Raw genomic sequence first — 21,381 nt, forward strand, 5'->3', positions numbered from 1 at the left:
TGAGTTAATCATTGGTCTCGCGGTATAGTGTGGTCTGTGACTCTTCCCTGAAATCCTCATAAGTGATGGCTGCCTCAGCCTCTAAGGTAGTTACATCGCTGGCAAGCTCTTCCTCTACTTCATCGCTCATGGATATGTTTTGCATATCGTCATCTGGAGTGCTTTGCTGTATAACTGGTACTAGCGCGTCGTCGTCAGAGCTAGGTGCTGTGGTAGGTGCTGCTTCTGCGCTGTTGTCGAGACTACGATCAGCCTCAGATGTAGAGGTTGATAATACACCTGTGAATATGAGTGTGAGCACTATTATAGCGATCAGTAATGAGCCAAAAATCATACCAATGATGATAGGTTTTTTATTACTTGTGGTCGTACTCTGTGAGGGTGCTGTCTCTGCGATATGTGGTTCTGATGATGTGCCTTCAGTATCCGAATCCTCATCAGTAAAAGAAGTATCTGTCTCCTCATTATCGTCTACATACTGATCGTCCAAGCCAGTATCGAGGCGCTGGGTTTCCGTATAATTATTCTTGCTCAGAGTGTTGCTTTTAAGAGTACCACTAAGCGCATCTGTACTCGGTCGACTGATCTGGGACAGTGCGTTTTGATTTGAAAAATCAAAGGTAGCGTTTGTTGTTTTGATATCTACTGGTTCTAAAACTTGCGCTTGATCGCTATTGTCTTCTTCAAAGAGTAGTAGCTCTGTTGCACTCAAAGGCTCAAAAGCAGGTAGCTTATTTGCCGTGTTCAGTGGTTTTAACTTATCTGTGTCACTTATGTTTTCGTCATCTTCAGTGCTCTTAACACGGCTAATAAAACGCTCATAGATATCGTTTTTGGTACGCTTACGCGACTTTTCTTGCACCAGTTTGGCCAACTCTTCATCAAAGTCAGTACCGATGTTTTTTTTGTCGTCGCTCATAGAATAACACCAAGCCAGTTTATTCAGCTGGCAGTAAATGATTGCTAAGATGAATGATAATTTTCTTGCTAAAATGTAACAGCAGCATTAGTTCTCAATATAGTTGCTCACACTCCTATCTTCAAGCACAATTTGTGCGATATCACTAATATTATGCGTATCATCTCAAATAATTGCATACACATCTATTCAGACAACACCTTATGAAGACCACATATATCATGATAGGCTCGATAATATGGATTTAAAACAGCTCAACGCCTTTATTGCGGTCGCAGATTTGCGTAGCTTTAGTGCTGCTGCGACACAAACAGGGTTATCGCAGCCAAGTTTGAGCCGCCTACTCAAGCAGCTTGAAACCGATATTGGTGTGGTGCTGATTGATCGCTACCACAGACCTCTACATCTGACTGAAGCGGGCAATTTTTTTTACGATAAGATAAGCACCATACTGACAGAAATCGAGACCGTGACCAGTATGACCCAGCGCTTATCTGCGCCGAGTACTGCGCTCAATATTGGGTTTGTGCCCTCAGTGCTATATGGTCTACTACCTGAAATCATCGCCAAGTTAAAACAGTCTGACCCTGATATTGAGGTTAATCTAAAAGATATTAGCTCATATCAGCAGATGGACGCACTCAAATCTGGTGACATTGACGTTGGTTTTGGGCGTTTTGCGCATCAAGATCCTTGGATTCAGCAAATACTACTGCGTCATGAACGCTATGTGGTTGCACTACCCAAGTCACATCCTCTTGCCTATGTGGAGGAACAGCGGTTGATAGATCTGGCAAACAACCGCTTGATTTTATATCATCAAACGCACTTACCGATAGCAACCACAGTAACGTCCGCGCCACACGCTAGTAGTTATTCAGACAACACTCATTTAGATAAACCAGTTAAAGATACAGGCGAGCAACTTGCATCTAATGAGCCAATCACTGAACCTTTGCTACATTTATTTGCACAGTACGGCATATCTCCGTATATGACGACGACAGTAAGTGACTTACAAGTAGCACTAGGTTTGGTCGCGGCTGGAGAAGGCATTACCTTGGTGCCTGCCAGCTTAAAAACCGTACGTACCGAACAAATAAGCTACCAGCGTTTGGTGCACGAAAATGTCACCTCCCCTATCTACCTACATACTCTCAAAGATTTTGTCCACCCAAGTATTTCTAATTTATTAGACGCCATCTATCAAGTATACGAGCAGCGAGGCATTACTTACCGACCGCAAAAGTTTGTCTCTCAAGCTTAAATGAGCAGATATCCAATAGATATTGTGTTATAAAGTACCGCTGAAAAATAAACACTCACTAATGCTTGATATTAGCGAGTGATTATGCTAACCAAAAAGAATGGCAATGCAAACAAATAGTAATAACTATCACTATTAATAAATAGAATAATCATTCTCCTGAAGCGTACTGGTGTGCTAAAGTCGATACAAGACTAATCGTTTTAGAGAAAATAACTCATAAATCGGTTGTCTACTGATCATTGGCAAGCTGACACAGGTAAGTGATAATTTGCCGTTTTAAACATTTAGAGGTATTCATGACCACACAACCACTCAATAACCCAAATACCACTGACGATACGGTCACAGCACAGCAAGAAGGCTTTAGTTGGCGCATCTTTGGTCCTGGTATTTTAATGGCGACCGCTGCAATCGGTGGCTCGCATCTGATTTCGTCAACACAGGCTGGTGCCATATATGGCTGGCAGCTTGCAATCATGATTGTTTTGGCCAATGTTTTTAAGTATCCGTTTTTTCGCTTTGCAACGGATTATGTCTACGATACTGGTGAGAGCTTAATTGCAGGCTACGCCAAACGCTCAAAGCTATATCTATGGGTATATTTTATTCTCTCTATCCTATCGGCGGTCATTAGCACTGGTGCGGTCTCACTGATTGCGGCAGTAATTTTGGGCTTTATGCTACCCGCCTCCCTTGGACTATCGACGATGGCGTTGTCTCTCATCATCGTTGCGGTCTCTTGGTTCTTTTTGATAGCCGGTCACTATAAGCTACTCGATGGCGTCACCAAGTGGATCATGATTGCACTTACGACAGCGACTATCGCAGCGGTTATCATTGCTGCTGGCAAGCCTACCGTGATGGCAGTAGATTTTGTTGCCGCCTCTCCTTGGAATTTGGCGACATTAGGCTTTATTGTGGCGCTAATGGGCTGGATGCCTGCACCGCTTGAATTTGCAGCGATTACCTCTATGTGGACTTCTGCCAAAGTTAAAACAGATCACACGACCCACAGCCAAGGCTTACTTGATTTTAATGTGGGTTATGCGGTTTCAGCAGTTTTGGCGTTGTTTTTCTTATCATTAGGTGTGTTTGTCCAGTATGGCTCAGGACAAGAGATTGAATTGGTTGGCGGCGCGTATATCAACCAGCTGATTAATATGTATACCGCAACCATCGGTGAATGGTCGAGACTACTGGTCGCTTTTGTCGCCTTTATGTGTATGTTTGGCACGACCATCACCTGTGCTGATGGTTATGGACGCGCCAATGCTGAGTGCTGGCGTTTGCTCAAAGGTGAGAGTGAGATCAATAAAAAGCAGATCGCATTTTGGACGACTTATGCCATCGGTGGCGGGCTAGTGATTATTACCTTCTTCACAGGACAATTAGGCGCTATGCTTAAATTTGCCATGATATCGGCATTTGTCTCTGCACCTATCTTTGGTTGGTTGAATTACTCACTGGTCAAAAAGCATAAGAAACTATCAGCAGGTATGAACGCACTGTCTATTGCAGGTTTGGTATTCTTAGCAGGTTTTGCATTGCTGTTCTTAGCAAACTTAGCAGGTCTATTCTCTTAAACTAAGATTTGTAGTCTCGCTCAAATAAAAGCCCTGATAGCTTAGCTATCAGGGCTTTTTTGATGATTAATTCTTAGCGGATAAAGAATATCGGCTTAGTAATTGTAACTAAATGTAAAATATAAATAATGATTAAACATGGTTGTTTGAGTAATATGAATACTTATCCTAGCAGATCACCAATATATACATAATGCTATTTATATTATGAATAATATTAAAAAATTTAATATATATTTTTATTTATTATAATCAATAATTCTATTAGTAAGATTTTTATAAGTTAATAATTGAGTATAATCAGTCACAACAACGATAATACTTTCTCTATCTGCAAGGATACTAGCATGACAACTTCTTCAGCAGGCGCACGCTTTCGCAGTGCACTCACTCAAAAAAACAACAACAATCAACCATTACAGATTGCAGGCGCTATCAACGCTTATACAGCGATGATGGCCACCCAAGTCGGTCATCAAGCGTTGTATCTCTCTGGTGCTGGCGTCGCAAACGCGTCATTTGGTCTACCTGATCTTGGTATGACTAGCCTTGATAACGTATTAGAAGATGCTCGCCGTATCACTGACGCAGTCGATACGCCACTACTAGTCGATATTGATACGGGTTTTGGCGGCGCATTCAATATTGCCCAAACCATCAGAAAGATGGAAAAAGCAGGCGTCGCGGCAGTACATATCGAAGACCAAGTGGCACAAAAACGTTGTGGTCATCGCCCAAATAAAGAAATCGTCAGCATCTCAGAAATGGTAGATCGTCTAAAGGCGGCATTAGACGCAAAAACGGATCCTGATTTTGTGATCATGGCACGTACTGATGCATTATCAGTTGAAGGTCTCGACGCTGCGGTTGAACGTGCTGTTGCGTTCCAAGAAGCTGGTGCAGATATGATTTTTGCTGAGGCCTTAACCGATATCGAGATGTATCATAAGTTCACTGATGTATTAGATATTCCAGTATTGGCAAACATGACAGAGTTTGGTCAGACCGATCTATATACCACTGATCAGCTCTATAGTGTGGGTGTCGAGATGGTGCTATATCCGCTATCAGCGTTTCGCGCTATGAACAAAGCCGCACTGAACGTTTATCAGCATTTACTCAATGACGGCACGCAAGACAAAGTCGTCGATACCATGCAGACTCGCATGGAGCTTTATGATTTCTTAAACTATCATGAGTTTGAGCAGACATTAGACAAGCTATTTGCTGGTAACAAGTAACCAATGATTGGTTGTTAGCAACGCTGAGAAGATAAATTACCTCTGGGTGTTTTATCTTCTTGAAATTCGTATTCATTTACCTTTAGGTTATTTATGTCATTGTTTACTTCCCATACAGCGCTTAAAGCGACACTACTCAGTAGTACACTTGCGGGGCTGCTACTCATCACTGGCTGTGATAAAACGCCAGAAACCGTCGATAACGTTGACACGACTACCAGTGAAACAAACGATACTGCTGTGACCCAAGCTGCGCCATCGAACGCTGTCTCTCAAGATGACTTGATCATGACGACGATTACGCTAGATACCGTCAACAGCCTATTGTTTTCACCAATCATTAATAGCGGCGCGCTCAGTGAAGAGCAAGTCAGCTGCCTCGAGTCACGGGACAAAGACTTGGGCAAAGCCGAAGTCGATCGTTTTTATAAGAGTCAGTTTACCGATGCAGAGTTAAAAGAGTTAGATGACTTTTATACGTCGGATGTAGGGAAAAAACTGCTTGCTTTTGGCAATGAGCAATTGCGCGTCATGAATGGCGAAGAGGTGGCAACGCCAATGGCTGACCCTACTCCAGAAGAAATGACTGAGATTCAGACATTTATGGAGTCGCCACTGGGTGCCAAGTATATGAAGATCAACAATGCAGAAGGTGAAGGCAGTGCAATGGAAGTCTTAAATGACCCTATTGAAGCTGAATTTGAGCGTTGTAACGTCGATTTAGACGGTCCACAGCCTGCATAACGCTGGACTGGCGCTATAGTCAGTCATTGACCAATAAATTTATTATTAGAAACACCGTTTTCACTCAAAAAAGCTACCAACAAAAGGAATGTAAACATGGCAGCACAAAAAGAACTTTCAGGCGCAGGTCTACGTGGACAAGTCGCTGGTAAAACCTCTCTATCTACCGTTGGCAAATCAGGATCTGGTCTGACCTATCGCGGTTATGATGTATCAGAGCTGGCAGATAAATGTATTTTTGAAGAAGTAGCGTATTTGCTGTTATACGGCAACTTGCCTACTCAAAGCGAGCTTGATGCCTATCAAGTCAAACTCAAAAGCCTGCGTGGCCTACCACAAGCGTTAAAAGACGTGCTTGAACGTATCCCAGCTGATGCGCATCCAATGGATGTGCTACGTACAGGTTGCTCTATGCTTGGCAACCTTGAGACTGAAACCGATTTTGCTCAGCAAAACGATCAAACTGACCGTATGCTGGCGGCCTTCCCATCGATTATCAATTATTGGTATCGCTTTACCCACGACAATGTACGTATCGAGACTGATACAGATGATGCCACTATTGGCGGACATTTCTTACATTTGCTCAAAGGCGAAAAACCAAACGAGCTACACGAAAAAGTGATGAACGTCTCGCTTATCCTTTATGCAGAGCATGAGTTTAACGCGTCGACCTTTACCGCTCGTGTGTGTGCATCTACTTTATCTGACATTCATTCTTGTATCACTGGTGCAATCGGTTCACTACGCGGTCCATTGCATGGCGGAGCGAATGAAGCGGCGATGGATATGATTGAAGGCTTTAACTCACCTGATGAAGCCGAAGAAGAAATGATGGGTATGCTGGCTCGTAAAGACAAAATCATGGGCTTTGGTCATGCGATCTATAGCGAGTCAGATCCACGTAACGTGGTGATTAAAGGCTGGGCTGAGAAGCTAGCTGCGGACGTTGGTGATGAAGTGCTATACCCAGTATCGGTACGCTGTGAAGAAGTGATGTGGCGCGAGAAGAAGCTATTCTGTAATGCTGATTTCTTCCATGCTTCTGCCTATCACTTCATGGGTATCCCAACCAAACTGTTCACCCCTATCTTTGTCTGTTCACGTCTGACTGGTTGGGCAGCCCACGTGTTTGAGCAACGTGCCAATAACCGTATCATTCGCCCAAGTGCAGAATATACGGGTGAAGAGCTGCGTCCAGTACCAGAGATGAGTGCGCGTTAAGTTGATTTCTTTTGAGTAGCTATTGTTACGTACTTACTATCAGCTAGCGGCAGTGCTAGCTGATATAGGTATGATGATTGAGCCTTGCTATGAGTTTTTCAGGTTTAATCGTCATACGCTATCTTTTTTATAGACCATACCCTTTTAATTTTCAATATCGCTTCTTTAGCAAAGCCTACGCAAACGATGATTTTGCTAAAGGAATGACTTTTTATCTAATATCGACGTTTAACTATTTATTAAAATTAGCCAACAGCCAAGGTGACTTATGGACAACGCCCTCGTACAACCTATGAACGATGAATTCAAAAAACCGCTTCCTGATACTGACCTTTACTACTTTGACACCCGCGAAGCGGTCGAGAGTATCGAAGAAGGCGCTTATGATAAGCTACCATTCTGCTCAAAAGTATTGTGTGAAAACCTAGTACGCCGTTGCCCACCAGAAGAATTAACCGATGCGCTAAAGCAGCATATCGAAGGCAAGCAAGACTTGGACTTTCCTTGGTATCCTGCCCGCGTGGTCTGTCATGATATCTTGGGTCAGACTGCTTTTGTTGATTTGGCAGGCTTGCGTGATGCTATCGCTGAGCAAGGCGGTGACCCGTCTAAAGTAAACCCTATCGTACCAACTCAGCTTATCGTTGACCATTCATTGGCCGTTGAGCATGCAGGCTTTGAAGACGATGCATTTGAGAAAAACCGCGCGATTGAAGAGCGCCGCAACGATGACCGTTTTCACTTTATTAACTGGTGTCAGTATGCCTTTGACAATGTAAACGTCGTACCGCCTGGTAACGGCATCATGCATCAGATCAACCTAGAGAAAATGTCACCTGTCGTACAGGTCGTGCGCAATAAAGCCGGTGAAGAAGTCGCGTTTGCTGATACCTTGGTTGGTACTGACAGCCATACACCGATGGTCGACGCCCTAGGTGTGATCTCAATCGGTGTTGGCGGTCTAGAAGCCGAAAGCGTCATGTTAGGTAACCCATCATATATGCGCCTGCCTGATTACGTTGGTGTTAAATTAACAGGCAAATTGCAAAAAGGCATTACCGGTACGGATTTGGTACTGGCGATGACTGAGTTCTTACGTGATGCAGGTGTGGTCTCTACCTATATTGAATTCTTTGGTGAAGGTGCTCGTCAGCTGACTGTTGGTGACCGTGCCTCAATCTCTAATATGACGCCTGAATATGGCGCCACTGCCGCGATGTTCTATATCGATGAGCAAACCACTGACTATCTACGACTGACTGGTCGTAGTGAAGAGCAGATTAAACTGGTTGAGCAGTATGCCAAGCAGACAGGCCTATGGGCTGACGGCATGGAAAAAGCGGAGTATGCACGTGTACTTGAGTTTGATTTGTCATCAGTAGGTCGTAATATGGCAGGACCGTCGCGTCCACATGCCCGCGTATCGACCGATGATTTGGTTGCCAAAGGCATCGCCCACGCGCCTGATCAAAAGCTACCAGAGCCAAAAGATGGACTCATGCCAGATGGCGCAGTAATTATCGCTGCGATCACCAGCTGTACTAATACTTCAAATCCACGCAACATGGTGGCTGCGGGTCTCGTTGCTCGTAACGCCAATGCCAAAGGTCTATTACGTAAGCCTTGGGTGAAGTCATCCTTAGCACCTGGCTCAAAAACGGTCAAGATGTACTTAGAAGAAGCAGGCTTGATGCCAGAGTTGCAAGAAATTGGCTTTGATGTAGTCGGCTTTGCTTGTACGACGTGTAACGGTATGAGCGGTGCGCTAGACCCTGATATCGAAAAAGAAATCATCGAAAATGATTTATTTACCACGGCAGTGCTATCTGGTAACCGTAACTTTGATGGTCGTATCCATCCGTATGCCAAGCAAGCATTTTTGGCATCACCGCCACTGGTAATTGCTTATGCCATCGCTGGTAACATCCGCTTTGATATCGAAAAAGATGTACTGGGTCAAGATATGGATGGCAACGACGTCTATCTAAAAGACATCTGGTTCGATGATGAAGAGGTCGATGCCATCGTTGCTGCTGCCGTGAAGCCTGAGCAGTTCAATGCCGTCTATATCCCAATGTTTGATGAAGCCAAAAAAGACACTGGCAACGCGCTAAGTCCATTGTACGACTGGCGTGAGATGACCACGTATATCCGCCGTCCACCGTATTGGGAAGGCAAAATGGCTAAGAAAAACAAACTGACAGGCCTGCGTCCACTTGCTGTCCTTGGTGATAACATCACAACCGATCATATGTCACCATCGAATGCCATTCTTGGTACGTCCGCTGCTGGCGAGTACTTAGACACGATGGGCTTGCCTGCTGAGGACTATAACTCATATGCGACCCATCGCGGCGACCATTTAACTGCGCAACGTGCCACCTTTGCCAATCCTAAACTATTGAACGAAATGGTACGTGATGAAGATGGCGAGGTAATCCAAGGCTCTTTGGCTCGCGTAGAGCCACAAGGTCAAGTCATGCGCATGTGGGAAGCGATTGAGACCTACATGAACCGTGAGCAGCCACTTATCATCATCGCAGGTGATGGCTATGGTCAAGGCTCAAGTCGCGATTGGGCTGCAAAAGGGGTACGTCTCGCTGGCGTAGAAGCCGTCGTTGCTGAAGACTTTGAGCGTATTCATCGCCAAAACTTAGTCGGTATGGGCGCTCTACCGCTACAGTTTGAGGAAGGTGTGACTCGCCATACGCTGAATATCGATGGCACGGAAACCTTTGATGTCACAGGTGAGGTCTCAGCTGGCGGGCTCATGACTTTAACCATTCATCGTAAAGATGGTAGCACTACTGAAACATCTATCATCTGCCGCCTAGATACGGCTGATGAAGTCAAAATGTACAATGCTGGCGGTATGCTACAACGCTTTGCCAAAGAGTTCATCGAAGGTACATTAGATATTGTTTAGGTTCTACAAAATTTGAATCACATAAGAACCGATGCTTTATAGTTTTTTATATGGCATCGGTTTTTTCGTTGATAATAATGGATATTTGTATGATATTTTATAGAGGTTATTACTAAGAGAAATTCTATGAAAACTATCAGTTTTTCTAAAGCGAACAAAGACCTTGAAGCGGTCTTAGATACTGTAAATTGTAATGATAACCTGATCACTATAGGTCGTCAAAACAATAAGGGTGCAGTTATCATGTCGCTTGCTCATTACAATGGCTTGATGGAAACACTCTACTTATTAAGGTCACCTGTTAATAGTTCACATTTAGCTGAGTCTATTCAACAGTATAGTGCGGGTCAAGTTAGGGTACATGGTCTTAAGAATAATACCTCATATTAAATCAGCTCTCACCTCTTTTACTATGATTTCTGGTAAGCTATCTCAGGATTAGATAGTCAACTTGAGTTTGATAAATATGATTTGGAGTAGTAATGCATAAAATTAAAGAATTACACATAAAGAACTATAAATCATGCCAAGAAACAAAGATAACTCTTGAAAACTATACGCCTTTGGTTGGATATAACAACGCTGGTAAATCAAATATTCTAAAGTGTGTGGATACTTTAGTACGTGGAAAAGGTCAAAATGAATCAAGCTTTTTTGACAACACAAAACCTATCGAAATTATTGCATTACTAGAAGGTTTAAATGACAACTCTCTACAACATTTAAGCCAACGACAAATCACTAGCCTTGAGCCACATATTGAAGAAGGGTCATTATATGTTAGATTTTTTCAAGAAAAACCTGGTATTGGAAAAAACTCTGTTGTAATGGGTATACAGAAACCTTCAGAACTACAGCTTGGTGTGTGGATAAATCCTAATGGATTACCACAAGCAATAACCACATTATTTCCTGAGCCAACTTTCATAAATTCGATGGAAGATTCAGCAGAGGATGTTTCTAAGTTCAAAGCCAGCAATACAATAGGCAAGCTCATTGCTCACCTACAAACAGAAATTATAAATTCTAAAGCAACAGAGATAAATAGTGCTCTTGAAGTAGTGGGGAAAAAACTAAATTTAAATGGTAGTGAAAGACTGCATGAGTTATCTAATTTTGATTCCTCCATAAATGACAAAATTGGTGATTTCTTTCCGGGGTTATCATTAAATATTGATATACCAACTCCAAGTATTGCAGATTTGTTTAAACAAGGAACAATCAAAGTTAGGGAAGTTGGCACAGCAAGACAGTCCGACTTTATCGATATGGGTCATGGTTCACAGCGTGCTATTCAAATGACATTGATTAGACATTTAGCAGAAATAACAAAAGATGTAGCCAAGCAAGGAAAGACATACTTTTAATTGATGAACCAGAGTTATTTTTACACCCACAAGCAATTGAGTTATTACGATCTTCTCTTAAACTCCTTTCTGACAGAGGGTATCAAATTATATTCTCTACACATTCACCTTATATGATTGAACAATCAGATATACCGATTACGAATATTATTAGAAAGAATAATAATGGAACTATAGTAACTACAAGACTAAAAGAAGCTCTTGAACAAACCTTACTTGATAATGACTCACAAGCTAGACTGCTATTCGATACCTATAATCTTGGACAAATATTATTTTCTGATAAGATTTTAATAGCTGAAGGAGCTACGGAAAAAACAGTACTGCCAGCTCTTTTCAATAGTGTGACTGGAAAGACTCTAGGAGAACATAAACTTGCTCTAGTCATTGCAAGTGGAGCAAACAATATTCCAAATATGATAGACATACTTGAGAAGATGGGAATAGCCACCAAAGCTCTAGCTGACTTAGATTTCGCATTTACAGGCGCAATAAAACAAAACTTAATAGAAAAACAAAATACCTCTATTGAAGAGTGTTTAAATATTATAGAGAAAATTCAATCAACGCATGGTTTTGAACTAAAAGGTCGCCACCCTTGTAAAAATAAAGACTTTAAAGCCAGTGACGTTTATGAGCTAATGGCAGCCGAAAGCGATGCCACTATTCATATTAATAATATAAGAAAAACCATGAAATCTCATTCTATTTGGGTTTGGTCTAAAGGCGCCATAGAACCACACTTATGCTTGGAAAGTAAGAAAAGCGAAAACTGGCTTCAGTTTAGACAAAAATTAGCTACAGATCCTATTGAAAGTTGTGTACATGATTTAGGCGAGATTAGAGACTTTTTCAATTGGTGTATAAGCTGATAGTTTTAAGAGTAAAACTCTTTATTGATATATCTAATAATAGTAAAAAGGACAGCCAATAATGACCCGATCTGATATTGAATCAAAACCCTCTTTTGCCCCGCAACTATCCGTTCCGGCTACCTATATGCGCGGTGGCACCTCAAAAGGGACGTTTTTTAAATTGTCTGATTTACCTGAGCGCTGCCAAGTCGCTGGCGAGTCACGTGATCAATTTTTGCTACGTGTTATCGGTAGCCCAGATCCTTACGGTAAGCAGATTGATGGTCTAGGAAATGGTAGCTCTAGTACATCAAAAACGGTTGTTTTATCGGCTTCTGACAGACCGGATCACGATGTGAATTATCTGTTCGGTCAGGTCAATATCGCAAAGCCTATGATTGATTGGGCGGGAAACTGTGGCAACTTAACCGCAGCCGTTGGTGCCTGTGCCATTAATATGGGTCTGGTGGACGCTGGCAAGATTGCTAACAGCATCGATGACAACGCAGATAGCGGTATGTGCGAAGTCCTTATCTGGCAAGAGAATATCGGTAAAACCATTATCGCCCATGTCCCAGTTTATAAAGACGCAAACGACAAAGTACAGGTTCAAGAGACAGGCGACTTTGAATTAGATGGCGTGACCTTCCCAGCTGCTGAAGTCAAAATTGAGTTTATCGACCCTGTAGATGCCACTAGCGATATGTTCCCTACTGGCAACTTGGTCGATGACTTCGATGTGACGAGCTGCGGTCTACATTCTGACAGCGTCAAAGCTACTTTTATCAGCGCTGGTATCCCAACCATCTTTATGAAAGCGGAAGATTTGGGCTTTACGGGTACTGAGTTGCAAGGCGACATCAATAGCAACAGCGAGCTACTGGCCAAGCTTGAGATGATTCGCGCTACAGGTGGCGTGGCAATGGGGCTATTCAAAGACATAAGTGAAGCACAAACCAGCCAACACATTCCCAAACTCGCATGGGTTGGTAACGCACAGAGCTATACCGCCTCTAGTGGTAAATCGGTCGATGGAAGCGAGATTGATTTGGTCGTACGTGCCATGAGTATGGGGCAATTGCATCATGCCATGATGGGCACAGCAGCCGTCGCCATTGCTGCCGCGGCAACCACGCAAGGTACACTGGTCAGTCAAGCAGCTGGTGGCAGTCAATCTGAACAGCAACTTAGCGAGGTACGTTTTGGTCATCCATCAGGTACATTGCTCGTTGGCGGAAAAACAGAACTGGTCAATGGGCGCTGGCAAGCAAAAAAAGTGTCGATGAGTCGCTCAGCAAGGCGTATCATGGTGGGCGAAGTTTTTGTGCCAGCGGATGCGTTTTAAGCGCAGTCATGGCTTATTTCAATTGACGATAGAGTGTTATGCCGACATCTCCCCAGCCTCGCCGTGTGCAATTAGATAAAAAACCGCCCGTGGAAAAGAAAGAGCGGCGGGCGCTACTATGGGATATCCTCAAAAAACTGGCGGTATTTGCTGCACCCTACCGCCTGCTTATCATTGCCACATTAGCACTGACAGTCCTTGGCTCTTTTACCGCACAGGTCAATGCATTTGTGCTGCGTTATACCGTGGATACGCTGACCGAAATTGCCACGCTTTCCGAGCCGTGGCAGGCAGGTCTGCGTATGCTCGGGATTATCAGTGCGGTGCTTTTGACCAAAGAGATATTGTCGATATTTATCTCTTTTGGTCAGCGGTTTTTTGGTGAAAAAATTCGTATTAACTTGTCGCGCGATTTGTCGCAAAAAATCATTGAGCGCATCCTCACCTATCGAATGGCATTTTATACCAGTAGTGAGAACGACAGTGGCAAACTGCAAACCCGTATTGACTATGGTGTTAACAGTCTTACCAGCTTGGTGCAAAACTTCTTTATCGATATGCTACCGCTATTTGCCAATGCGATTGTGGCACTTATCATCATGTTCTCGACCAATTTTTGGGTTGGCATGGTTGGCCTTGTTATCATACCCATTTACTTCTTTATCAGCCAAAAACAAGCCAAGCGTCTGCAAGGATTTCGTCGGCAGATGCGCGGGTTTCGAGAAGCCAAAAGCGGTTTGGTGATTTCTTTGATTAATTCGATCAGTGTGGTGAAATCTTTTGTCCGTGAGTCCATTGAGGCTGAAAAGCACTTAACCATTCAAAAGGAAATGACCGACAACCAGCTGCGCATTCGCAGTATCGGCTTTGTTTATGACGCCATTAAAACCTTTATCGAACAGATTGGTGTGGTAGTTATCATCTTGCTCACTGCTTATTTTGTGCTACAAGGTGAGATGACCATTGGCATGATTTTGTTTCATGTCATGCTGTTTCAAAATGTTGCCGCCCCTATCCGTCAATTGCACCGTATCTACGACCAGATCAATAATGCATTGACCTATGCCGAAGGGTTTTTTGATATTTTAGAAGACGATAAACAAGTCGAAAACATTGCTGGTATCAGTAGCGAAAACCTCAAAGGCCATATTGAACTCAAGAACGTCGATTTCACTTATCCAAATGGCACACAAGCGCTAAAGGACGTCAGCTTTACTATCAAGCCCAACCGTATCACGGCACTGGTTGGTCTCTCAGGTGCTGGCAAAAGCACCATTATTAATCTGCTAGTCAAGTTCTACGCCCCAGACGCTGGCACGATCTGTCTAGATGGGCATGATTTGGCTGACTGTGATACCCATGAGCTGCGTCAGCGCATCGGTTTAGTACTACAGAGCAATCATATTTTTTCAGGGACGATTAGTGAAAATATCCGCTATGGCAATATGAATGCCAGCGAAGATGAAATTATCGTGGCTGCAAAAAAAGCCTCTATACACGAGCAAATTATAGGGTTAGCTGATGGCTATGAGAGCACTGCCAAGTCCCTATCAGGTGGTCAACAGCAGCGTATCGCGCTGGCAAGGATGTTTTTAAAAGATCCGCCTATTGTGTTTTTGGATGAGCCGACGGCCAGTCTCGACGCTATCGCCAGTCAACAGGTCAAAAAAAGCTTAGATCTCATCAAAAAAGACCGTACCGTCATCATGGTCTCACACAATATTGCTCAAATCATCGATGCCGATGATTTGGTCGTGATAGAAAATGGTGAAGTGGTTGAGACAGGTACGCACGAAGCGCTCTATGCTCAGCGCGGTAAGTATTTTGAGATCTTTAGCGCCATGTCTGATAGCCTAAACTTAGATAAGATTAGCCAAACCCTCAATGGTTAGGCATGGTGAATGCCTGTCTAAATCGTTATAATGCCCCTATTTTACCGCCTATTGCCAGAAGCTAGACCATTATGAATTGTGAATTTTCTCTAAAAACCTTTGACGAGCTGACCTCAGTTGATCTTTATCATATCCTAAAAGCACGCTCTCAGGTCTTTGTCGTCGAACAAAACTGCGCCTATCAAGATATGGATGAGGTCGATTTTGATTGCTTGCACCTTATTGCCCATCAAAACGTAGCGTTAGTAGGCTATTGCCGCATTATTCCGCCCGAATTTAATAAACTAAAATCAAATTTATCGGTCGCTGATCCTGCCATCAAAACCAACCACACTACTATGCCAGCCATTGGTAGGGTGCTCGTACTGTCCGAGCATAGAGGTGATGGTCTAGCACGGCAGATGATGACACAAGCCATTGCCCACTGCCGTAAAAAATATGGCAAAAAACGCCCGATTATCATCTCGGCACAGGTTTACTTGCTAAGTTTTTATGAGTCTTTGGGCTTTGTACCCGAAGGCGAGCATTATCTCGAGGACAATATCGAACATGTCAAAATGGTGCTATATGTTGCTAAGAAAAACAAAATCAAAAAAGAGAGCACGGATACCGCATCAACCACGACCAAAGTTTTGAGTTTTCTGCTATTTATTATAGCGGCGCTATTTATTTTAGGGTTACTGTATCTCATGATTTAAACGGCTGATAATGTCTTAATTTTTAACACAATTCAAATTGGTTGTTCCATATTGAGTGTGCTACTTTTAAATGGCGATGGCTTTAAAAGGATAACCAGAATCATTGGTTAATAAAGCGGCACACTCAAGGAAGAGGACACAACCATGTCAAACGACCATTCAAATACAAAAAACGCGACGGTAGAGAGCAACGTCCGTCCGGAATACGACGTTGAAATCCAAAAAATTGCCGATTATGTGCTTAATTATTCAATAGATGACGAGTCACCAAACGCTGCTGAGGCATGGAACACTGCACGTCACTGCCTGATGGACACTATCGGCTGTGGCCTACTGGCGCTGCGCTTTCCTGAGTGTACCAAGCACTTAGGCCCTAATTGCCCCGACCAAATAACACCGCATGGCGCGCGCGTTCCTGGTACGTCTTATCGGCTAGACCCAATCAAAGCCGCTTTTGATATCGGCTGTATCGTACGCTGGCTTGACTATAACGATACGTGGCTCGCTGCTGAATGGGGCCATCCTTCCGATAATTTAGGTGGTATCTTGGCAGTCGCGGACTATATTAGTCAAAAAAATATCAGCCAAGGACAAGCGCCGCTCACAATGAAAACTGTGCTTGAGGCGATGATCATGGCGCATGAAATTCAAGGCGTACTCGCACTTGAAAACTCATTCAACCGTGTGGGCCTGGATCATGTGTTTTTGGTCAAACTGGCTTCCACTGCGGTAGTTGCCAAACTCTACCAGCTACCCCGTGAGCGCATCATGGCAGCCATCTCGCAAGCCCTCGTTGATGGTCAGGCACTGCGCACCTATCGCCATGCCCCCAACGCTGGTAGCCGAAAATCATGGGCAGCCGGTGATGCAACCAGTCGTGCAGTACGCCTAGTAGATATCACCGCGCGCGGCGAGATGGGTATCCCAGGCGCATTAACTGCACCGCAGTGGGGATTTTATGATGTGCTATTCAGCCATACCAATCAGGATCTGGCCACAAAGCCCCAAGACGAGCGCCGTTTTACCTTTCAGCGTGATTTTGGCAGTTACGTGATGGAAAATATTTTATTCAAAATAAGCTTTCCTGCTGAATTTCACGCCCAGACCGCTTGTGAAGCAGCGGTCATTTTGCATCCACATGTCAAAGGCCGAGTGGATGATATCGAAAAAATCGTTTTGACCACGCATGACTCAGCGATTCGCATCATCTCGAAAGAAGGCGCGCTTGCCAACCCAGCCGATCGCGATCACTGCTTACAATATATGGTAGCCGTGCCATTATTGACAGGTGATCTAATGGCGGAGCACTACGAGAACGACTATCACGAGGAGCATCTATCCATTGATGAGCTACGCGGCAAAATGGTAGTAGAAGAAAACGTACAGTACTCAAAGGACTATCATGATCCCAGTAAGCGCTCTATCGCCAATGCCATTCAAATATTTTTTGCAGATGGTAGCAGCACAGAAAAAGTTGCCATTGAATATCCTATCGGTCATAAACGCCGACGCGCCGAAGGCATTCCTGTATTAGAGGCAAAATTCCGTGCCAGTCTGGCAACTCGCTTTGTCGACAGCCGTTGTCAGCAGATCATTGAATTGTGTGACGATCAAGAAAAGCTTACGCAAACACCGGTAAATGAGTTTATGGACTTATTCATGGCTTACTAACTATGGCTGATTAACGGCGCATCTTTTATGGTCTTATTTAGCGAATATACCTGCTACCAAGGTATCGACTCTCCCGCCCAATCGACAAAACTGCCTGATTGAGCGGCTGTCATACCTGATAGCACATCTAACAAGCACTCCGCGCTATACGCTGGTGAGAACAGATGTCCTTCAGCGACATTGCCTTGGAACGGCGCGGAGAGCTGGGTGTCTACAGTGCCTGGTTGCATGACAACCACGCACACGTCTTTTAGTGACCTGCCCCATTCGATACTTAGATTTTTCATACCCATATTGAGTGCCGCCTTACTCATTCTATAGCTATACCAACCGCCGAGCTGATTGTCAGTAATACTGCCAACACGGGCCGATATGGTCGCAAAAATCGCTGGATGCTCAGCACTACGTTCAGCTTTGGCGAACAATGGCTTGATGTGCTTGGCTATAAGTAACCCGGCTAACGCATTGATTTGCATATTTTGCAAAAAAAACTCGGTATCCATTTGTCGCAGCGCTTTCTCTGGCTGCGCGGTATCTGTATGCAATAACCCCACGCAGTTGATGACCCAATCTATATGACCGACTGTCTGCTTGATGGTATCAGCCGCTTTTTCGATGCTGTCCTCATCGCTGATATCCATCGGCAGCCAGTGCAGGTTTTCTGTTTCAACATTCGGCTCAGTGCGATGATAAGTGGCAAATATTTGTACACCATGGCTGTTATTGGCTTGCACCAACTGCTGAACCATCGCTTGACCAATACCGCCTGTACCACCGATAATCAGGTAAACTTTGTCATTCATATGATACTTTTCCTTGTTTATAAGTCTTTATTTATTTTGGCTGATTTTATGAGGGTTTACTATAGTCAATATACGCTACAATAATTGCTAGCGATTAAACCGACGTTTTGTTGTATCTTATTTTTATATTGATGTTTTTATACGGATATCAGCGCCTTATGCTATCACCTCAAGACCAATTGACCGAACTAGTACGTGCCTTAGAGAGCGATCAGCATGTGTTTGCTACTGACCCGTTACTTATTACTGAAAAACTACAGGGTGAGAGTGGCACACCTATCCAAAAACTGCACAGACGCGCATCCCGTATCGATAGCAATGGGGCGCTCGCTCGGGTACTTGGTAAAATTGATGGTCGCATAAAAGGCATTATGATTGTCATGAGTGTGGTGTGGTGCCTCTCGGGATTTTTGGGATTATTTACCCTCTTGCAGTCCAACGTCGTGAATTTCTTTTATGTACTGGTCTGCTTGCTTGGGTTCCACACTATTATGCTTGGCGGTTGGCTTGTCATGACACTCATCAATCGAGACCAACAAGCACCCAGTTGGTTTGCCAGCTTTGTCAGTCCAAGCTACCTTATACGCGGTAAGGACGATGTGACCAAGGCGGCCGTCGATCTGTATGAACGGCAGTTGCAGCATAGCGGTATGCGCTGGTATTTGGGCAGATTTAGCCATCAGTTGTGGCTTGCAACATTGACGGGTATGCTGCTTGCAATTATATTTTTGTTGATTGTGCGCCAGTATAGCTTTAGCTGGGAGTCGACGCTACTCTCTGATCAGGCGCTAGTAAGCTTGACTCAAATCCTCGGCTGGCTGCCCAGTATGGTTGGGTTCGATGTACCAGATAGTACTGCCATTGCCCAAAGCCGCCTTGTGACAGACGCCATGCCACTGTCTGTCGCACGGCAATGGGCAGGTCTACTAGTGGGTAGTTTGCTTATGTACGGTATTGTGCCGCGCGCGATAGCATGGGCGTTTTGTGCCTTGATGTTCCGCCGCAAAAAAATGCGTTTAGACATCAAGCAGCCGTATTATCAAAAGATAATCAATTTTTGGCAGCGCCATGTGGTTGATGCCGACGACTTTACAGAAACACCTGCCCCTATCGCACCTAAAGCGGCGGTGAGTGCTGGCAAGAAACTGGTTGCCCTACTCGAATATCCTTCAGATCAGCAAAAATGGTGGCAGTCAGGTCTTGAAAAATCAGAAGGTATTGAGAATTTTGGTATTGTGGATGATCGTGAGGACATGGCACGTCTCAAAGACTACTTGGATAAGCATCCAGTACAAGTATTACTGGGTATTCATAGCAAGGCGTTGCCTGATCGCGGTACGCTACGCAAGCTTGACCAAATCGCCACTCATGCAACAGATGGACTGATTGTACAGCTACTCGGTGACGCTCAACCAGTTACGGATGCTAATCTGACATCTAACGATGTGCCCATAGACAAACGAGCCGTTCGCTATCAGCAGTGGCAAACCGCACTCTCTGCGCGAAACATTGGCTTAGTTGACGTTACTAAAACAACATAACACAAGTATGATAGATCACTGGTTATACCTCTCATGACCCGCTAAAAATTAGCGATAACAGTCATTGAGATAACAAGGATGTTTTATAGTGGCTAGGAGCCCAATATGGCAGCAGACAATACTCTCTTGACGCTCGGTCAGTATGGTCAGGTATTAGACGATTATAGAGAGGCGCTAAACCAAAGCATACTAATGGCCTCACCAGAATCATGGCAGCCAATGCTGGCAAGTATCTTACCTGCACACTGGCAAGAGTGGTTGTTGCCGCTGGCTGGCGGTCCCTTTTTCTTATTGTTTTTGGCGGAGTGGTTCTATCAATCTAGGCGTGGTAACGGTAAGCACTTTAGCTGGCGCCGTGCGATGACCAATTTTAGTTTGGGTGGTTCCTATTTAGGGTTTGAGCTGATTGTCCAAGCACTGATTGTGCTGCCTATTTGTCTGTGGTTGTATCAGTATCGATTGTTCACCATCGAGGTGACATGGCTGACTGCCATCCCTATATTTGTCGCTGTTGAATTTAGCTATTATTGGTTTCACCGTGCATCACATCGTATGAATTGGTTTTGGTCGGCGCATGTCGTACATCATTCAGATGATAATATGAATTTATCGACTGCCATGCGCCAGAGTTTGCTGTACTCAGTGACGGGCTGGTGGTTGTTTTTTGTTCCGCTGATGTTGTTGGGCGTTCACCCGGTATGGGTATTTTTCTTTTATGCTCTAGATTTGATTTATCAGTTCTTTATCCATACTGAGACAGTTGGGAAATTTCCAAAATGGATTGAGTATATCTTTGACACACCATCTAACCACCGTGCCCATCATGGCACCAACAACGAATATATTGACCAAAACTACGGCGGCGTTCTTATTATTTTTGATCGTTGGTTTGGTACCTATGTAGAAGAAGATATGAGTGATAACCCTGTCAAATATGGTGCAGTCGGTGAAGCTAGTCATGACAATATCATTAGCCTAATATTTGGCGTTTTTTACCGCATGTGGCAACGGTTTTTTCGTGCTAAAGGGTTTAAGAAAAAACTCAAAGTACTACTACGTCCGCCTAGTGCAATCTCATAGGTTATTTATAACGGCAATGTATCGAAGCAATAATACGTATGCATAACCGACACCCAATAAGATTTGTTTTACAATGCATGACTATTGTATATATCTACTATATTTTGGTCATCAATAACGATAAGACGCAATTATGAATAATGATAATAAAAAAGATAATCACGAAAACCATAAGCCTGTTGGTCTCTTTGCAGACAAGGCGTTACCTCGTGACACGGATCAC

17 protein-coding genes and 1 pseudogene are annotated in these 21,381 nt (G+C 43.9%); 16 read left to right on the forward strand and 2 right to left on the reverse strand.

What is annotated here, in order from left to right:
• Positions 1-4 precede the first annotated feature (4 nt).
• Complete coding sequence (locus AC5JPO_RS02095) at positions 5-919, reverse strand: hypothetical protein (RefSeq protein WP_493853139.1); 915 nt, start codon at positions 917-919, stop codon at positions 5-7.
• 238 nt (positions 920-1,157) lie between these two features.
• On the opposite strand from AC5JPO_RS02095, the gene AC5JPO_RS02100 reads away from it, so the two are divergent.
• From AC5JPO_RS02100 to AC5JPO_RS02165, 14 genes and pseudogenes are all read left to right on the forward strand, one after another.
• Positions 1,158-2,186, forward strand: coding sequence for a LysR family transcriptional regulator (locus AC5JPO_RS02100; protein ID WP_493853140.1), 1,029 nt, complete (start codon positions 1,158-1,160; stop codon positions 2,184-2,186).
• 299 nt (positions 2,187-2,485) lie between these two features.
• A complete protein-coding gene (locus AC5JPO_RS02105; RefSeq protein ID WP_493853141.1) occupies positions 2,486-3,772 on the forward strand; it encodes an NRAMP family divalent metal transporter in 1,287 nt (428 codons plus the stop codon).
• A gap of 347 nt (positions 3,773-4,119) precedes the next feature.
• A complete protein-coding gene (prpB, locus tag AC5JPO_RS02110; protein ID WP_493853142.1) occupies positions 4,120-5,013 on the forward strand; it encodes a methylisocitrate lyase in 894 nt (297 codons plus the stop codon).
• A gap of 93 nt (positions 5,014-5,106) precedes the next feature.
• The gene (locus AC5JPO_RS02115) at positions 5,107-5,757 is read left to right on the forward strand and encodes a DUF2059 domain-containing protein (RefSeq protein ID WP_493853143.1); all 651 of its coding nucleotides are present in this window, start codon (positions 5,107-5,109) and stop codon (positions 5,755-5,757) included.
• A gap of 96 nt (positions 5,758-5,853) precedes the next feature.
• Positions 5,854-6,981: a bifunctional 2-methylcitrate synthase/citrate synthase gene (prpC, locus tag AC5JPO_RS02120; RefSeq protein WP_493853144.1), complete on the forward strand. Its 1,128-nt coding sequence runs from the start codon at positions 5,854-5,856 to the stop codon at positions 6,979-6,981.
• 292 nt (positions 6,982-7,273) lie between these two features.
• Positions 7,274-9,907 carry a Fe/S-dependent 2-methylisocitrate dehydratase AcnD gene (acnD, locus tag AC5JPO_RS02125; RefSeq protein ID WP_493854002.1) on the forward strand — a complete coding sequence of 878 codons (2,634 nt, stop codon included), beginning with the start codon at positions 7,274-7,276 and terminating at the stop codon, positions 9,905-9,907.
• 126 nt (positions 9,908-10,033) lie between these two features.
• Complete coding sequence (locus tag AC5JPO_RS02130; RefSeq protein WP_493853145.1) at positions 10,034-10,297, forward strand: type II toxin-antitoxin system Phd/YefM family antitoxin; 264 nt, start codon at positions 10,034-10,036, stop codon at positions 10,295-10,297.
• Positions 10,298-10,389: 92 nt separating this feature from the next.
• Positions 10,390-11,274 (forward strand): AAA family ATPase, encoded by an 885-nt coding sequence (locus tag AC5JPO_RS02135; protein ID WP_493853146.1) that lies wholly within the window; start codon positions 10,390-10,392, stop codon positions 11,272-11,274.
• Positions 11,274-11,333, forward strand: a pseudogene (locus AC5JPO_RS02140) (hypothetical protein); the annotation flags it as partial. The gene AC5JPO_RS02135 and the pseudogene AC5JPO_RS02140, both read left to right, overlap by 1 nt.
• A 54-nt stretch (positions 11,334-11,387) precedes the next feature.
• On the forward strand, positions 11,388-12,146 hold the full coding sequence (locus AC5JPO_RS02145) for a TOPRIM nucleotidyl transferase/hydrolase domain-containing protein (RefSeq protein WP_493853147.1): 759 nt from the start codon (positions 11,388-11,390) through the stop codon (positions 12,144-12,146).
• A 61-nt stretch (positions 12,147-12,207) separates the two neighbouring features.
• Complete coding sequence (gene prpF, locus AC5JPO_RS02150; protein ID WP_493853148.1) at positions 12,208-13,473, forward strand: 2-methylaconitate cis-trans isomerase PrpF; 1,266 nt, start codon at positions 12,208-12,210, stop codon at positions 13,471-13,473.
• 38 nt (positions 13,474-13,511) lie between these two features.
• On the forward strand, positions 13,512-15,365 hold the full coding sequence (locus AC5JPO_RS02155) for an ABC transporter ATP-binding protein (RefSeq protein ID WP_493853149.1): 1,854 nt from the start codon (positions 13,512-13,514) through the stop codon (positions 15,363-15,365).
• A gap of 71 nt (positions 15,366-15,436) precedes the next feature.
• Complete coding sequence (locus tag AC5JPO_RS02160; RefSeq protein ID WP_493853150.1) at positions 15,437-16,063, forward strand: GNAT family N-acetyltransferase; 627 nt, start codon at positions 15,437-15,439, stop codon at positions 16,061-16,063.
• Positions 16,064-16,207: 144 nt separating this feature from the next.
• Positions 16,208-17,734, forward strand: a complete 1,527-nt coding sequence (locus tag AC5JPO_RS02165; RefSeq protein ID WP_493853151.1) for a bifunctional 2-methylcitrate dehydratase/aconitate hydratase — start codon at positions 16,208-16,210, stop codon at positions 17,732-17,734.
• 53 nt (positions 17,735-17,787) lie between these two features.
• On the opposite strand, the gene AC5JPO_RS02170 is transcribed toward AC5JPO_RS02165, so the two are convergent.
• Positions 17,788-18,537 carry an SDR family oxidoreductase gene (locus tag AC5JPO_RS02170; RefSeq protein ID WP_493853152.1) on the reverse strand — a complete coding sequence of 250 codons (750 nt, stop codon included), beginning with the start codon at positions 18,535-18,537 and terminating at the stop codon, positions 17,788-17,790.
• Positions 18,538-18,695: 158 nt separating this feature from the next.
• Between AC5JPO_RS02170 and AC5JPO_RS02175 the strand changes: the two genes are divergently transcribed.
• Complete coding sequence (locus AC5JPO_RS02175) at positions 18,696-20,078, forward strand: DUF2868 domain-containing protein (protein WP_493853153.1); 1,383 nt, start codon at positions 18,696-18,698, stop codon at positions 20,076-20,078.
• 105 nt (positions 20,079-20,183) lie between these two features.
• Positions 20,184-21,158 (forward strand): sterol desaturase family protein, encoded by a 975-nt coding sequence (locus AC5JPO_RS02180; protein WP_493853154.1) that lies wholly within the window; start codon positions 20,184-20,186, stop codon positions 21,156-21,158.
• Positions 21,159-21,381 lie beyond the last annotated feature (223 nt).

The sequence above is a fragment of the Psychrobacter sp. H25 genome, from assembly GCF_059076335.1.

Coding starts and splice junctions, on each gene's coding strand:
- AC5JPO_RS02145 (WP_493853147.1), top strand. CDS start 11,388: ATGATTGAACAATCAGATATACCGATTACGAATATTATTAGAAAGAAT.
- AC5JPO_RS02100 (WP_493853140.1), top strand. CDS start 1,158: ATGGATTTAAAACAGCTCAACGCCTTTATTGCGGTCGCAGATTTGCGT.
- AC5JPO_RS02105 (WP_493853141.1), top strand. CDS start 2,486: ATGACCACACAACCACTCAATAACCCAAATACCACTGACGATACGGTC.
- AC5JPO_RS02155 (WP_493853149.1), top strand. CDS start 13,512: ATGCCGACATCTCCCCAGCCTCGCCGTGTGCAATTAGATAAAAAACCG.
- prpC (WP_493853144.1), top strand. CDS start 5,854: ATGGCAGCACAAAAAGAACTTTCAGGCGCAGGTCTACGTGGACAAGTC.
- AC5JPO_RS02115 (WP_493853143.1), top strand. CDS start 5,107: ATGTCATTGTTTACTTCCCATACAGCGCTTAAAGCGACACTACTCAGT.
- prpF (WP_493853148.1), top strand. CDS start 12,208: ATGACCCGATCTGATATTGAATCAAAACCCTCTTTTGCCCCGCAACTA.
- prpB (WP_493853142.1), top strand. CDS start 4,120: ATGACAACTTCTTCAGCAGGCGCACGCTTTCGCAGTGCACTCACTCAA.
- AC5JPO_RS02175 (WP_493853153.1), top strand. CDS start 18,696: ATGCTATCACCTCAAGACCAATTGACCGAACTAGTACGTGCCTTAGAG.
- AC5JPO_RS02095 (WP_493853139.1), bottom strand. CDS start 919: ATGAGCGACGACAAAAAAAACATCGGTACTGACTTTGATGAAGAGTTG.
- AC5JPO_RS02180 (WP_493853154.1), top strand. CDS start 20,184: ATGGCAGCAGACAATACTCTCTTGACGCTCGGTCAGTATGGTCAGGTA.
- acnD (WP_493854002.1), top strand. CDS start 7,274: ATGAACGATGAATTCAAAAAACCGCTTCCTGATACTGACCTTTACTAC.
- AC5JPO_RS02170 (WP_493853152.1), bottom strand. CDS start 18,537: ATGAATGACAAAGTTTACCTGATTATCGGTGGTACAGGCGGTATTGGT.
- AC5JPO_RS02160 (WP_493853150.1), top strand. CDS start 15,437: ATGAATTGTGAATTTTCTCTAAAAACCTTTGACGAGCTGACCTCAGTT.
- AC5JPO_RS02135 (WP_493853146.1), top strand. CDS start 10,390: ATGCATAAAATTAAAGAATTACACATAAAGAACTATAAATCATGCCAA.
- AC5JPO_RS02130 (WP_493853145.1), top strand. CDS start 10,034: ATGAAAACTATCAGTTTTTCTAAAGCGAACAAAGACCTTGAAGCGGTC.
- AC5JPO_RS02165 (WP_493853151.1), top strand. CDS start 16,208: ATGTCAAACGACCATTCAAATACAAAAAACGCGACGGTAGAGAGCAAC.